The organism is Enterobacter sp. PGRG2 (assembly GCF_030291195.1).
GTDB lineage: Bacteria > Pseudomonadota > Gammaproteobacteria > Enterobacterales > Enterobacteriaceae > Enterobacter_D.
This window is the reverse complement of record NZ_CP127837.1, coordinates 1,005,396-1,018,729: the sequence shown is the minus strand read 5'-3', so window position 1 is coordinate 1,018,729 and position 13,334 is coordinate 1,005,396. Positions and strand designations below refer to the sequence as shown.

The 13,334-nt window shown below is 57.4% G+C and carries 14 protein-coding genes; 7 read left to right on the top strand and 7 right to left on the bottom strand.

Translation table 11 applies throughout. The features are described from left to right. Positions 1-6: 6 nt before the first annotated feature. Together tdh and QRD42_RS04350 are read left to right on the top strand one after the other, a co-directional pair. Positions 7-1,032: an L-threonine 3-dehydrogenase gene (gene tdh, locus QRD42_RS04355; RefSeq protein WP_321988261.1), complete on the top strand. Its 1,026-nt coding sequence runs from the start codon at positions 7-9 to the stop codon at positions 1,030-1,032. A 143-nt stretch (positions 1,033-1,175) separates the two neighbouring features. Continuing rightward, positions 1,176-1,973, top strand: a complete 798-nt coding sequence (locus QRD42_RS04350; RefSeq protein ID WP_072571047.1) for a glycosyltransferase family 2 protein — start codon at positions 1,176-1,178, stop codon at positions 1,971-1,973. 3 nt (positions 1,974-1,976) lie between these two features. On the opposite strand, the gene QRD42_RS04345 is transcribed toward QRD42_RS04350, so the two are convergent. Genes QRD42_RS04345 through gpmM form a run of 3 tightly spaced genes read right to left on the bottom strand, consistent with a single transcriptional unit; the run spans position 1,977 to position 5,756 of the window. After that, the gene (locus tag QRD42_RS04345) at positions 1,977-2,927 is read right to left on the bottom strand and encodes a divergent polysaccharide deacetylase family protein (RefSeq protein ID WP_072571049.1); all 951 of its coding nucleotides are present in this window, start codon (positions 2,925-2,927) and stop codon (positions 1,977-1,979) included. 3 nt (positions 2,928-2,930) lie between these two features. Further along, entirely contained in the window at positions 2,931-4,199 is a 1,269-nt protein-coding gene (gene envC / locus QRD42_RS04340) for a murein hydrolase activator EnvC (protein WP_321988259.1), read from the bottom strand. A 9-nt stretch (positions 4,200-4,208) separates the two neighbouring features. Next, positions 4,209-5,756 (bottom strand): 2,3-bisphosphoglycerate-independent phosphoglycerate mutase, encoded by a 1,548-nt coding sequence (gene gpmM / locus QRD42_RS04335; RefSeq protein WP_072571053.1) that lies wholly within the window; start codon positions 5,754-5,756, stop codon positions 4,209-4,211. Between the two features lie 245 nt (positions 5,757-6,001). Here gpmM and QRD42_RS04330 point away from each other — a divergent pair, with 245 nt between their 5' ends. The 5 genes from QRD42_RS04330 to cysE all read left to right on the top strand — a co-directional run bounded on the left by QRD42_RS04330 (position 6,002) and on the right by cysE (position 9,116). Continuing rightward, entirely contained in the window at positions 6,002-6,433 is a 432-nt protein-coding gene (locus QRD42_RS04330) for a rhodanese-like domain-containing protein (protein ID WP_072571055.1), read from the top strand. A 20-nt stretch (positions 6,434-6,453) separates the two neighbouring features. Further along, positions 6,454-6,705: a glutaredoxin 3 gene (grxC, locus tag QRD42_RS04325; RefSeq protein WP_218336023.1), complete on the top strand. Its 252-nt coding sequence runs from the start codon at positions 6,454-6,456 to the stop codon at positions 6,703-6,705. 31 nt (positions 6,706-6,736) lie between these two features. Beyond that, positions 6,737-7,204 carry a protein-export chaperone SecB gene (gene secB / locus QRD42_RS04320; protein WP_072571059.1) on the top strand — a complete coding sequence of 156 codons (468 nt, stop codon included), beginning with the start codon at positions 6,737-6,739 and terminating at the stop codon, positions 7,202-7,204. Continuing rightward, on the top strand, positions 7,204-8,232 hold the full coding sequence (gpsA, locus tag QRD42_RS04315; protein WP_129363858.1) for an NAD(P)H-dependent glycerol-3-phosphate dehydrogenase: 1,029 nt from the start codon (positions 7,204-7,206) through the stop codon (positions 8,230-8,232). Before secB ends, gpsA begins: the two co-directional genes overlap by 1 nt. Before the next feature lie 62 nt (positions 8,233-8,294). Beyond that, positions 8,295-9,116, top strand: coding sequence for a serine O-acetyltransferase (cysE, locus tag QRD42_RS04310; protein WP_072571061.1), 822 nt, complete (start codon positions 8,295-8,297; stop codon positions 9,114-9,116). Between the two features lie 2 nt (positions 9,117-9,118). Here cysE and trmL read toward each other — a convergent pair whose 3' ends face one another. The 4 genes from trmL to lldP are packed head-to-tail and all read right to left on the bottom strand — an operon-like array spanning position 9,119 to position 13,236. Next, entirely contained in the window at positions 9,119-9,592 is a 474-nt protein-coding gene (trmL, locus tag QRD42_RS04305; RefSeq protein WP_072571062.1) for a tRNA (uridine(34)/cytosine(34)/5-carboxymethylaminomethyluridine(34)-2'-O)-methyltransferase TrmL, read from the bottom strand. A gap of 37 nt (positions 9,593-9,629) precedes the next feature. Further along, positions 9,630-10,814, bottom strand: coding sequence for an FMN-dependent L-lactate dehydrogenase LldD (lldD, locus tag QRD42_RS04300; protein ID WP_321988256.1), 1,185 nt, complete (start codon positions 10,812-10,814; stop codon positions 9,630-9,632). 26 nt (positions 10,815-10,840) lie between these two features. Next, the gene (lldR, locus tag QRD42_RS04295) at positions 10,841-11,584 is read right to left on the bottom strand and encodes a transcriptional regulator LldR (protein ID WP_321988255.1); all 744 of its coding nucleotides are present in this window, start codon (positions 11,582-11,584) and stop codon (positions 10,841-10,843) included. Next, positions 11,581-13,236: an L-lactate permease gene (gene lldP / locus QRD42_RS04290; RefSeq protein WP_318377490.1), complete on the bottom strand. Its 1,656-nt coding sequence runs from the start codon at positions 13,234-13,236 to the stop codon at positions 11,581-11,583. The genes lldR and lldP overlap by 4 nt, the downstream gene beginning before the upstream one ends. Between the last annotated feature and the right edge of the window lie 98 nt (positions 13,237-13,334).

Genomic DNA, 13,334 nt, shown 5'->3' with positions numbered 1-13,334 from the left:
CCTGTAATGAAAGCCTTATCCAAGCTGAAGCCAGCGGAAGGGATCTGGATGACCGATGTACCGAAGCCGGACGTCGGACATAATGATCTGCTGATTAAAATCCGTAAAACCGCAATTTGCGGCACGGATGTGCATATTTATAACTGGGACGAATGGTCACAGAAGACGATCCCGGTACCTATGGTCGTGGGCCATGAGTATGTCGGCGAGGTGGTCGGCATCGGTCAGGAAGTGAAAGGCTTTAAAATCGGCGATCGCGTTTCCGGCGAAGGGCATATCACCTGTGGTCATTGCCGTAACTGCCGCGGTGGTCGTACGCATCTGTGCCGCAACACTATCGGCGTGGGCGTCAACCGTCAGGGCTGCTTTGCTGAATATCTGGTGATCCCGGCGTTTAACGCCTTCAAAATCCCGGACAATATCTCCGATGAACTGGCGTCTATTTTCGATCCGTTCGGCAACGCAGTGCATACCGCGCTCTCTTTCGATCTGGTGGGCGAAGATGTGCTGGTGTCCGGCGCAGGCCCGATTGGCATCATGGCGGCGGCGGTGGCGAAACACGTCGGCGCGCGCCATGTCGTCATCACCGATGTGAATGAATACCGTCTGGATCTGGCGCGTAAAATGGGCGTCACCCGCGCGGTCAACGTTGCCAACGAGAGCCTGAACGACGTGATGGCCGAGCTGGGCATGACCGAAGGTTTTGACGTGGGTCTGGAGATGTCCGGCGCGCCGGCAGCGTTCCGCACCATGCTCGACACCATGAATCACGGCGGGCGTATTGCGCTGCTGGGTATTCCGCCGTCAGAGATGTCCATCGACTGGAATAAAGTGATCTTTAAAGGCCTGTTCATTAAAGGCATTTACGGTCGTGAGATGTTCGAAACCTGGTACAAAATGGCGGCGCTCATCCAGTCTGGTCTGGATTTAACGCCGATCATCACCCATCGCTTCCCCATTGACGCGTTCCAGGAAGGCTTCGACGCCATGCGTTCGGGCCAGTCAGGAAAAGTCATTCTGAGCTGGGATTAAATAAAAGGCACCTTCGGGTGCCTTTTTAGCCCCATCACATCTTTCTGCATTTTTAATAGCGAAAGCATGATTTCTTTATCACCTTTTTTAATATCCGGTTATAACATGCATTGACGATCCTATTAACAGGTGCGATTGACTGTATGTTCACCTTATCCGTGTGTCTGCTGACCTGTAATTCAGCGCGATTATTACGTGAGGTTCTGCCGCCCGTTTTAGCGGTGGCGGATGAAATTATTGTCGTGGATTCCGGGAGCAGCGATGCCACCCTGGATATATGTCATGAATATGAACTGGTTATTCACCACCACCCTTACACTATGCATGGCGCGCAGATGAACTATGCCATCAGTCTGGCGACCAATGACTGGGTGTTATGTCTGGACAGCGATGAAGTGCTGGATCCCGAAACCATTGATTTTATTTTACGTCTGAAAGCGGGAGAGACGCCTCCCCCTGACCAGGCGTGGCGGCTTTCCCGCTACTGGTATGTGCTGGGGGAAGAAGTGCGCACCCTTTATCCGGTGTCGTCCCCCGATTTTCCGGTGCGATTATTCAACCGTCAGCATGCGCGTTTTAACGATCGACCGGTGGACGATAAAGTCGAAGGCTTTAGCACTTCGGTAAAAATTCCCGGACGCGTGCGCCACGATACCTTTTATTCTTTGCATGAAGTTTTCAACAAACTCAACAGCTATACCTCGCGGCTGGTGAAATATCAGCAGGTGAAACCGTCAATCGGGCGCGGCATAATAAGCGCCATAGGCGCGTTTTTTAAATGGTATCTGTTTAGCGGGGCATGGCGTAGCGGGAAAGTCGGGGTGGTAACCGGTTTATATGCCACGCTTTATAGTTTTCTGAAATATTTCAAAGCCTGGTATATTCATCAGGATGAAAAGGCGGCGTTGCCGAAAACGCAAAAAAATCGCCGCCTGATCTGATCATCAGCCCGCCTGCTGGCGGGCTTTGCCCCATCCCTGCCACTGGCCCTGCACGTATTTCACCAGCGGACTCTCGCTGATGCTTTCGCTCAGCACGCTAAAGAAACGCGTCGCATCAACGCGCTCAGGGGCTGTCTTCGGTTTACACAGCTTCACGCCGCGGAACGGGTTGCGCGGTGCCTGCGGTTGGCTGGCGGGCGGCGTCAGCACAGGTTTTGAGGTGTCGATCTGCGGTTCGTTCAGCAGGCTGCCCGGACGTACCAGCGTGATATCCGGCGGCAAAGTGGGCAGCATTTGTTGCAGGACGCGCACTGTCGACGGGTGCGGGTGGCCGATGGCGATCGCCGAGCCGTTACGCCGCGCCAGTTCTACCGCGCGGTTAAACTGGCGGCGAATATCGGCTTCGTTCTGGGTATCGTCGAGGAACACTTTACGCTTGATCACCTTTACGCCGGTGCCGGTCGCCGCGCGCATTGCCTGGCTGTTGCCGATGGTCATACTGTCGAGAAAATAGAGATCGTAACGCGCCAGCGCCTGCATCACCTTCTGCATGCCGAACAGGCTGGAGGTCATGGCGCTGCCCATATGGTTATTCAGGCCAACGGCATAGGGCACGCTGTCTACCGCATTGCGGATGATGCGCTCGATTTCATCACTGCTCATGTCCGGGCGCAGGGTGTCTTTTTCCAGCGGCTGTTTGCTGAGCGGGGCCATTGGCAGGTGAATCAGCACTTCGTGGCCCAGATTATGCGCTTTGGTCGCCATTTCCCGCGCATGAGGCGCATTGGGCAGCACGGCAACAGAGATGGCGGCAGGCATCGCCAGCACCTGATTTTCGTTGTGCGGACGATAACCAAAATCATCGATCACGATGGCGAGTTTTCCGGCAAACGCCGGGGCGGTGAAAACCAGAACGCTGACAACAGCAACAATCAGACGACGAAATTGAAGCAAAACTTATCTTCCCAACCACGGCTGTGGATTGACCGCCTGACCCTGGCGGCGAATTTCGAAATAGAGTGAAGGTCTGCCCTGACCGCCACTGCTGCCCACAAGGGCAATCGGTTGACCGGCACGCACCTGCGTGCCCACGCTGACCAGCGCGCTCTGATTATAGCCGTAAAGGCTCATGTCGCCTTTACCGTGTTCAACCACCACCACCAGGCCATAGCCCTGCAGCCAGTCGGCGAGGATCACACGGCCATCGGCAATGGCTTTTACTTCGCTGCCTTCAGAGGCGCCGATCACAATCCCTTTCCACCGTAGCTCACCCTGTAACTGTTCGCCATAACGATGCAGGATAGTGCCCCGTGCCGGCCAGTAGGCCTGGCCGCGTGGCGACCCCAGGCCGCCGGTGCGGGACATCAGCGACTGTTCGCTTTCCGTCGGCTTATAGGTGGTGCCTTTGCGCGAGGCGTCTTTCTGGCGATCGCGCACCGCCTGGGCTTCGCGCGCTTCACGTTCCGCCCGCGCTCTGGCGGCGGCTTCGGCGCGGGCAAGGGTATTGCGCAGCCGTGATTCGTTAGCCCGCAGTTCGCTCAGCTGTTGCTGGCCCTGCTGGATGGATGACTCCAGGCCGGCGAGGGTTTTCTTACGCTCGTTGCGCGCCTGCTCAAGCTTAGCCTGCTGTGCCTGCTGCTCATAAAGCAGGGTTTGCTGCTGGCTCTGCTTCTCTTCCAGCTCGGCTTTCTGAGAGTTCACTTCTTCGCGGGTTTGCTGGAGCTGGGCGATGGTTTCCTGACGCGCCTGATTCAGGTAGCCGTAATAGGCCTGCAGACGCTGCGACCGCTGGCCTTCTTCGCCGCTGAGGATCATCTGCATCCCGCTGTGTTCGCCCTGACGGAATGCCGCATCAAGCTGCGCGGCCAGATTACGCTCCTGGCTGGCGCGCTGACGCTCCAGTCTGGCGATAGACGCATTCATCTCATCAATTTGTTTATTGAGCTGGCCGAGAGTGTTCTGGGTTTCGCGCAGGGAGCGGGCGGCGGCAGAGATCGCCTCTTCCTGCGCTTTTAACTGGGCGAGGAGAGTGCTGCGCTGCTGCTGTTGCTTACGAACGGCACGTTCTTTGGCGGCAATGTCTGCCTGAATGGATTTTAACTGGTCGCGGTCATCCGCGTGGGCTGAAAAGGCGCACAACAATACGCCAGCGCTGAGCGCGCTGGCGTAGATCACGGACCGGATCGACACAGTCCAGGTGTTTGAAAAAATCGCCTTTCCCCTCATGGGGAGCGATTATTCCACGATGAACAGCGGCTTACCAGTCATCTCTTGCGGGATTTCCATGCCCATCAGCGCCAGCATGGTCGGCGCGATGTCGGAAAGTTTGCCGCCATCCACCGCTTTCACGGTTTTGTCGCCCACATAGATCAGCGGCACCGGCAGGTTAGTGTGGGCGGTATGCGCCTGGCCGGTGGCCGGGTCGCGCATCTGCTCAGCATTGCCGTGATCCGCGGTAATCAGCAGCTGACCGCCCACGGACTCCACCGCCTCGCTGACCTGCGCGATGCAGTTATCCAGGGTTTCGACAGCGGCAACCGCCGCTTCAAAGACGCCGGTATGTCCTACCATATCGCCGTTCGGGTAGTTGCAGATGATGGCGTCATACTTGCCGCTGTTGATCGCTGCGACCAGTTTTTCAGTTAATTCTGCACTGCTCATTTCCGGCTGCAGGTCGTAAGTCGCCACTTTCGGAGAGTTGATCAGAATGCGATCTTCGCCGGCAAACGACTCTTCAACGCCGCCGTTAAAGAAGAAGGTCACATGGGCGTATTTCTCGGTTTCGGAAATGCGCAGCTGGGTTTTGTCATGCTTCGCCATCCACTCGCCGAAGGTATTCGCCAGGGACGCCGGTGCGTAAGCCACCGTCGTTTTGATATCGGCGGCATATTCGGTCAGCATGACGAAATCGCTTAACTGCACCACTTTCTGACGGGCGAAGCCGTCGAAATCGGCATTCACAAAGGCGCGGGTGATTTCGCGGGCGCGGTCGGCACGAAAGTTCATGAAAATCAGCGCATCGCCGTCGACCATCGCGGAATCCGCCTGGCCTTCGGCGCGGATCACTGTCGCTTTAACGAATTCGTCGTTTTCATCACGGGCATAGGCCGCCTGTAAACCTGCGACCGCGCTGTCGGCCTGGAACTCGCCTTTCGCCTGCGTCAGCAGGTTGTACGCCTGTTCCACGCGATCCCAGCGGTTATCGCGGTCCATCGCATAGTAGCGACCAATAATAGTGGCGACGCGGCCTTTGCCCAGTTCAGCAAATTTGTCTTCGAAGCGTTTCAGGGACGATTCTGCGCTGCGTGGCGGGGTATCGCGGCCATCCAGGAAAGCATGCAGATAGATTTTTTCTGCGCCGCGCTGAGCTGCCAGTTCGACCATCGCAAGAATGTGATCTTCATGGCTGTGCACGCCGCCCGCAGACAGCAAGCCCATGATGTGCACGGCTTTGCCGCTGGTGGTGGCGTTATCCACCGCAGCGGTCAGCGCCGGGTTGCTGAAAAAGGTGCCCTGTTTGATTTCTACGTCCAGACGGGTCAGATCCTGATAAACGATACGGCCCGCGCCCAGATTGACGTGACCGACTTCCGAGTTGCCCATCTGGCGGTCCGGCAGACCCACTTCCAGGCCGGATGCGTCAATCAGCGTATGCGGACGTTTCGCCCACAGGGCATCCATGACCGGCGTTTTAGCGTTAAAAATAGCGTTATCCTGCTGGTCTTCACGATAGCCATAGCCATCGAGGATCACCAGTACCATAGGTTTTTTAGAAACCGACATTGCGACAACCTCATGCTCATGAGTCAAAAATTTGCGTAATTTTACTACAGCTGAATCGATCAAATAGCCGCAGAAGATCAAAGAATGAGGTGGGGAAGGGCTGTGTTTTTAATGGCTTCAGGCAATTTTTTCGTAACGCGCCGCAGAAAATGCATTCCGTTGTGCTCGCTGGCTGTATTTGCTACACCGCACAGGTATACTCCTTTCCTGGTTTTTAATCATTGAGTCGGGAGTTGTTGCCCTCCATGCAAGAAATTATGCAATTTGTTAGCCGTCACCCCATACTTTGTATCGCATGGGTTGTCTTACTGGCGGCGGTGCTGTTCACCACCTTCAAGGGTCTGGTGTCGAAAGTTAAAGTCATCACGCGTGGTGAAGCAACGCGTCTGATCAACAAAGAAGATGCGGTGGTTGTGGATCTGCGCCAGCGTGATGATTTCCGCAAAGGCCACATCGCGGGCGCGCACAACGTGCTGCCTAACGATATCAAAAACAATAACCTCGGCGAGCTTGAGAAAAATAAAAGCAAACCCATTATTGTGGTAGATGGTGCCGGTATGCAGGCCCAGGCTCCGGCGAACGAGCTGATTAAAGCGGGCTTCGAACGAGTCTATGTACTGAAAGATGGCGTAGCTGGCTGGAGTGGTGAAAACCTCCCGCTTGTTCGCGGTAAATAAATCATAAGTGGAGTGCTGTCATGGCCAACATTGAAATCTATACCAAAGCGACCTGCCCGTTTTGCCATCGCGCAAAAGCATTGCTCAACAGCAAAGGCGTTGCCTTCGAAGAGCTGCCGATTGATGGCGATGCGGTGAAGCGCGAAGAGATGATTCAACGTAGTGGCCGTACGACCGTGCCGCAGATTTTTATTGATGCACAGCACATTGGCGGCTGTGACGACTTGTATGCGCTGGACGCGCGTGGTGGACTCGATCCCCTGTTACGCTAGAGCGTATTTAGGACAACACTAAGGACTACTCATGTCAGAACAAAATAACACCGAAATGGCTTTCCAGATCCAGCGTATTTATACCAAGGATGTGTCTTTCGAAGCGCCAAACGCGCCGCACGTTTTCCAGAAAGACTGGCAGCCGGAAGTGAAACTGGATCTGGATACAGCTTCCAGCCAGCTCGCTGAAGACGTTTATGAAGTGGTGCTGCGCGTCACCGTGACCGCAAGCCTGGGCGAAGAAACGGCCTTCCTGTGCGAAGTCCAGCAGGCTGGTATCTTCTCCGTTGGCGGTATCGAAGGTACCCAGATGGCGCATTGCTTAGGCGCATACTGCCCGAACATTCTGTTCCCGTATGCCCGTGAATGCATCACCAGCCTGGTTTCCCGCGGTACATTCCCGCAGCTGAACCTTGCACCGGTCAACTTCGATGCGCTGTTCATGAACTATTTGCAGCAGCAGGCAGGCGAAGGTACCGAACAACCTCAGGATGCCTGATGAGTACGATAAATGCTCATATGACTGTGATCGGTGCCGGCTCTTACGGCACCGCTCTTGCCATTACCCTGGCAAGAAATGGCCATGAAGTGGTGCTTTGGGGCCACGATCCCAAACATATCGCGACACTGCAACACGACCGTTGCAACGTGGCGTTCCTCCCGGATGTGCCTTTCCCCGACACGCTGCACCTTGAGAGCGACTTAGCCACGGCGCTTGCCGCAAGCCGCAATATTCTGGTGGTGGTGCCAAGCCATGTCTTTGGCGATGTGCTGCGACAAATCAAACCATTGATGCGCGACGACGCGCGCGTGGTATGGGCGACCAAAGGCTTAGAAGCCGAAACGGGCCGTCTGTTGCAGGATGTAGCGCGTGAAGCGCTGGGCGATGCCATTCCGCTGGCAGTAATCTCCGGGCCAACCTTCGCCAAAGAGCTGGCGGCAGGTCTGCCGACGGCCATCTCACTTGCCTCCACCGATGAGGTTTTCGCTGAAGATTTGCAGCAGTTGCTGCACTGCGGCAAAAGTTTCCGTGTCTACAGCAACCCGGATTTTATCGGCGTGCAGCTGGGCGGGGCGGTGAAAAACGTCATTGCTATCGGCGCGGGCATGTCTGACGGCATCGGTTTTGGCGCGAATGCGCGTACCGCGCTGATCACCCGTGGTCTGTCCGAAATGTCCCGTCTGGGCGTAGCGCTGGGCGCCGATCCCTCCACCTTTATGGGCATGGCGGGTCTGGGCGATCTGGTCTTAACCTGCACCGACAACCAGTCCCGTAACCGTCGTTTTGGGATGGCCTTAGGTCAGGGCATGGACGTAAAAAGCGCACAGGAGAGCATCGGCCAGGTGGTCGAAGGGTACCGCAATACCAAAGAAGTCCGCGAGCTGGCACACCGCTTTGGTGTTGAAATGCCAATAACCGAGGAAATTTATCAAGTATTGTATTGCGGAAAAAATGCGCGCGAGGCAGCATTGACCCTGTTAGGCCGCTCCCGCAAGGATGAGCGTACCAGCCATCCGGCTCCCTAATCCTCATCACTGACACGGCCATCGCAGAGTGGCCGGTCATTTTATTTCGCCTGGAGTATGCAATGCCGTGTGAAGAACTGGATCTCGTCTGGAATAATATTAAAGCCGAAGCCCGGGCGCTGGCCGATTGTGAGCCAATGCTGGCCAGTTTTTATCACGCAACCTTACTCAAGCACGAAAACCTCGGCAGCGCGCTGAGCTATATGCTGGCGAACAAACTCGCGTCGCCAATCATGCCCGCCATCGCCATTCGTGAAGTGGTGGAAGAAGCCTACGCTGCCGACCCGGAAATGATCGCCTCCGCCGCCTGCGATATTCAGGCGGTGCGCACCCGCGATCCGGCGGTGGATAAATACTCCACGCCGCTGCTCTACCTGAAAGGTTTTCACGCCCTGCAGTCTTACCGCATCGGTCACTGGCTGTGGAATCAGGGCCGCCGCGCGCTGGCGATTTTCCTGCAAAATCAGGTATCGGTGTCCTTCCAGGTGGATATTCACCCGGCAGCGAAGATTGGCCGCGGCATTATGCTCGACCATGCCACCGGCATTGTGGTGGGGGAAACGGCAGTGGTGGAAGACGACGTTTCGATTTTGCAGTCGGTCACGCTCGGCGGGACCGGCAAAACCAGCGGCGATCGCCATCCGAAGATCCGTGAAGGCGTAATGATTGGCGCCGGGGCTAAAGTTCTCGGCAATATCGAAGTCGGGCGCGGCGCGAAGATTGGCGCGGGTTCGGTGGTGCTGCAACCGGTGCCGCCGCACACCACGGTGGCGGGCGTACCGGCCCGCATTGTCGGCAAGCCGGAGTCAGACAAACCCGCGATGGATATGGATCAGCATTTTAACGGCGCGAATCACCGCTTCGAGTACGGCGACGGTATTTAACGCTAGCTGCGCAGTACCGCGCCCGGATAGCCAAGCTGACGCCAGGCCTCGTACACCACGACCGACACGGCGTTAGACAGGTTCATGCTGCGGCTGTCCGGCATCATCGGGATGCGGATCTTCTGCTCTTTGGGCAGCGCGTCCAGAATGGCGGCAGGCAGACCGCGTGTCTCCGGGCCAAACATCAGATAATCCCCGTCCTGATAACTCACTGCGCTGTGGGCCGGCGTGCCTTTGGTGGTCAGGGCAAACAGCCGCTGCGGATTTTCCGCTGCCACAAAAGCGGCGTAGTCAGCGTGACGCACCACCGCGGTAAATTCATGATAATCCAGCCCGGCGCGGCGCAGACGCTTATCATCCCAGGTAAAACCCATAGGTTCGATAATATGCAGGCGAAAACCGGTGTTGGCGCACAGGCGGATAATGTTCCCGGTGTTCGGCGGGATTTCAGGTTCGAATAAAACAATGTTCAGCATGTTGCCCCCTCAATAATGGCGGGCAGCATAGCAAAAATCAGGCGGCATCGCCTGTTTTCACCGGCGCAAACACCGATTCATGCTCAACGTTCTGCACCAGCGAGTCGCGGCTGATTTCGCTGATCGAACGCGCCCCGGTCAGCGTCATCGCCACGCGCATCTCTTTTTCGATCAGGTTAAGCAGGTTCGCCACGCCCGCCTGGCCGTGGGTCGCCAGCGCATACAGATAGGCACGGCCCAGCAGCACGGTGTCTGCGCCCAGGGCAATCATTCGCACCACGTCCAGCCCGTTACGAATGCCGCTGTCTGCAAGGATCGCAATGTCCCCTTTCACCGCATCGGCAATGGCGGGCAGCGCGCGGGCAGACGAGAGCACGCCGTCCAGTTGGCGGCCGCCGTGGTTCGATACCACAATGCCGTCTGCGCCAAAGCGCACTGCATCGCGCGCATCCTCTGCATCAAGGATCCCTTTGATCACCATCGGGCCGTCCCAGAATTCGCGGATCCACTCCAGGTCTTTCCAGGAGATCGACGGATCGAAGTTATTCGCCAGCCAGCCAATATAATCTTCCAGCCCGGTCGGCTTGCCGAGGTAGGTGGAGATGTTGCCCAGATCGTGAGGACGGCCATTGACGCCGACATCCCACGCCCACTGCGGATGCGTCACCGCCTGCCAGTAACGGCGCATCGCCGCATTGGCGCCGCTCATGCCGGAATGGGCGTCCCGGTAACGCGCGCCTGGCGTCGGCATATCCACGGTAAACACCAGCGTTGAACATCCTGCCGCTTTTGCGCGCTCCAGCGCATTACGCATAAAGCCTCGATCCCGCAGGACGTACAGCTGGAACCACATCGGGCGCTTAATGGTCGGGGCGACCTCTTCAATCGGGCAGACGGATACCGTCGACAGGGTGAAAGGGATGCCTTTCGCATCGGCAGCCGCTGCCGCCTGCACTTCGCCGCGCCGCGCGTACATGCCGCACAGCCCGACCGGAGCCAGCGCCACCGGCATCGACAGTTTTTCATTAAACAGCGTGGTTTCCAGACTCAAATCGGACATGTTTTTCAGCACGCGCTGACGCAGCGCCACCTGCGAGAGATCTTCCACATTGCGGCGCAGCGTATATTCCGCGTACGCGCCGCCATCGATGTAATGAAAAAGAAAGGGCGGCAGGATGCGCTGCGCGGCGGCGCGGTAATCACTTGCGGCGGAAATAATCATGGGTTTCTCCCTGACAGTTTATTGGGTTAACCGGGCAGACGGGTGATACGCGCCTGGCGGGCCTGATCTTCATCGAATCGTTTAATGGTGGTATGCACAAATTCCAGATGCAGCATCATCGCTTTACGCGCGCCTTCGGCGTCACCGGCCATAATCGCGTTCATCACCGCCTGATGCTGTTCGGTGAGCTGCGCGAACACCGGCGGCACGAAATACATCCGCTGGCGGCTCTGTTTCACTGACAGTTGCAGCAGATCGAAAAAGCCGCGCATGGTCTGCAACAGCACCACATTGTGCGAAGCTTCGGCGATGGCTAAGTGAAAGCGCACGTCCGCCTGCGAAGCGAGATCCGGGTCATCGCTCAGGGTGGCGTCAAAGCAGAGCTGAATTTTTTCTTTATCCGCAGCGGTGGCGCGCAGGGCGGCGTGCCAGGCGGTACTGGCTTCAATGGCATGGCGGGCTTCCAGAATATCGAAGCTGTAGTCCGGATCGTCTGCCATCAGGGTTTTCAGCGGATAAACAATATTTTGCTCTGTCCAGTCTTCCTGCGGCCAGCGCACAAAGGTGCCGCCGCCGCGTCGGCTGAGCAGCACGCCTTCGCTGATCAACTTCGCAATCGCCTCCCGCAGGGAATTGCGGGAGACGCCAAGCTGGGCGGCCAGCTTGCGCTCGGCGGGCAAACGCGCCCCCGGCTCAAGCTGCTGTTCGTCTATCAGCGCACGCAAGCGATCGGCGATGGTGTCGGACAGACGCACGGGCATCACTATCATGGGATCATCCAGGTCAGAACGTATGCCTGAAGTGTAGTGATCACTCCCACCATGCAGGTGAAAATCAGGCTGTGTTTAACGGTAAAGCGGAACAGATCGGACTCTTTACCCACCAGCCCCACCGCCGCGCAGGCGATGGCGATAGACTGCGGCGAAATCATCTTGCCGGTTACGCCGCCGGTGGTATTCGCCGCCACCAGCAGCACATCCGAGACGCCGATTTGCTGGGCGGCGGTCGCCTGCAGGGCGGCAAAGAGCGCGTTCGATGAGGTGTCGGAGCCGGTCAGGAATACCCCCAGCCAGCCGAGGAACGGCGAGAAAAAGGTAAACGCATGACCGGTATGGGAAAGCGCCAGCGCCAGCGTCGAGGACAGGCCGGAATAGTTGGAGATAAAGGCGAACGCCAGCACCATGCCAATGGAGTAGATCGGCAGCGCCAGCTCTTTCAGCGTGCTGCCGAAGGTGGAGAGCGCCTCTTTCGGCTTCATACGCAGCCAGACGATGGAGATCAGCGCCGCGAACAGAATGGCCGTGCCGGTGGCGGAGAACCAGTCGAATTTGTACACCGCCGCATAAGGCGTGGCCGCGCTCACTACCGGCGGCATACGCGCCACCAGCTTATCCAGATACGGCACGGAGATATTAATCACCCAGTCGTACATCGCGCCGCCAGGGGCAAACAGCGCTTTAAACGGCGGAATGCTCCACAGGGTGACGGTGGCGGTCAGAAACAGGAACGGCGACCAGGCGCGTATGATTTGCCCGCGGGAGTAGGATTTCGGCGTAACGGCGGCATCATTCGCAGTGGCATTCACATCTTCAAAGCGGAAGATGCGCACCGGCTGCCAGCGGCGCAGGAACAGCGTCAGGCACACCAGCGAAACCAGCGAGGAGATAATGTCCGGCAGTTCCGGCCCGAGAAAGTTAGAGCTGAGGTACTGGGCGATGGCAAAGGAGCCGCCCGCCACGATCACCGCAGGCCAGGTTTCCTTCACGCCGCGCCAGCCGTCCATAATCGCCATGATCCAGAACAGCACGATGATGGTCAGGAACGGCAGCTGACGGCCCACCATCTGGCCGATTTCAAAGCTGTCGAGGCCGGTTACCTGGCCTGCCACGAGAATGGGAATACCCATCGCGCCAAACGCCACCGGCGCGGTGTTGACGATCAGGCATAGCCCGGCGGCATACAGTGGTTTAAAGCCCAGCCCCACCAGCAGCGCAGCGGTAATGGCGACCGGCGCGCCAAAGCCCGCGGCCCCTTCCAGAAAGGCCCCGAACGAGAAGCCGACGATCAGCATTTGCAGGCGCTGGTCCGGCGTAATGGAGAGAATGGACGAGCGAATGATCTCAAACTGGCCGGTTTTGACCGAGATTTTATAGACAAAGACCGCCGCGACGATGATCCACGCAATCGGCCACAGGCCATAGAAGAAGCCGTACACCACCGAGGCGAGGGCGTTATCCACCGGCATATCGTAGAAGAACAGGGCAACGGCCAGCGCGATGGCAACCGTCCAGCTGGCGGCGACGTAGCCTTTCAGCTTGAGCTTAATTAAGGCGAAGAAGAAAAACAGGATCGGTAACGAGGCGATAAGGCTCGACAGCCACAGATTCCCTGCCGGATCGTAATTTTGTTGCCAGAGGCTCATGAAGATCTCCTGAGGGCCATTTATCCTGTCGCGCGGCGAGTCTGCGCTCGTCTGCACGTCACACTGTCTGTAAAAGTGGCCCTGCCAGTTAAGGTTTG

Bases quoted from the DNA above. Each gene is read 5' to 3' on its own strand.
- tdh (WP_321988261.1), top strand. From the start codon at position 7: ATGAAAGCCTTATCCAAGCTGAAGCCAGCGGAAGGGATCTGGATGACC.
- QRD42_RS04350 (WP_072571047.1), top strand. From the start codon at position 1,176: ATGTTCACCTTATCCGTGTGTCTGCTGACCTGTAATTCAGCGCGATTA.
- envC (WP_321988259.1), bottom strand. From the start codon at position 4,199: ATGAGGGGAAAGGCGATTTTTTCAAACACCTGGACTGTGTCGATCCGG.
- gpmM (WP_072571053.1), bottom strand. From the start codon at position 5,756: ATGTCGGTTTCTAAAAAACCTATGGTACTGGTGATCCTCGATGGCTAT.
- QRD42_RS04330 (WP_072571055.1), top strand. From the start codon at position 6,002: ATGCAAGAAATTATGCAATTTGTTAGCCGTCACCCCATACTTTGTATC.
- grxC (WP_218336023.1), top strand. From the start codon at position 6,454: ATGGCCAACATTGAAATCTATACCAAAGCGACCTGCCCGTTTTGCCAT.
- secB (WP_072571059.1), top strand. From the start codon at position 6,737: ATGTCAGAACAAAATAACACCGAAATGGCTTTCCAGATCCAGCGTATT.
- gpsA (WP_129363858.1), top strand. From the start codon at position 7,204: ATGAGTACGATAAATGCTCATATGACTGTGATCGGTGCCGGCTCTTAC.
- cysE (WP_072571061.1), top strand. From the start codon at position 8,295: ATGCCGTGTGAAGAACTGGATCTCGTCTGGAATAATATTAAAGCCGAA.
- trmL (WP_072571062.1), bottom strand. From the start codon at position 9,592: ATGCTGAACATTGTTTTATTCGAACCTGAAATCCCGCCGAACACCGGG.
- lldD (WP_321988256.1), bottom strand. From the start codon at position 10,814: ATGATTATTTCCGCCGCAAGTGATTACCGCGCCGCCGCGCAGCGCATC.
- lldR (WP_321988255.1), bottom strand. From the start codon at position 11,584: ATGATAGTGATGCCCGTGCGTCTGTCCGACACCATCGCCGATCGCTTG.
- lldP (WP_318377490.1), bottom strand. From the start codon at position 13,236: ATGAGCCTCTGGCAACAAAATTACGATCCGGCAGGGAATCTGTGGCTG.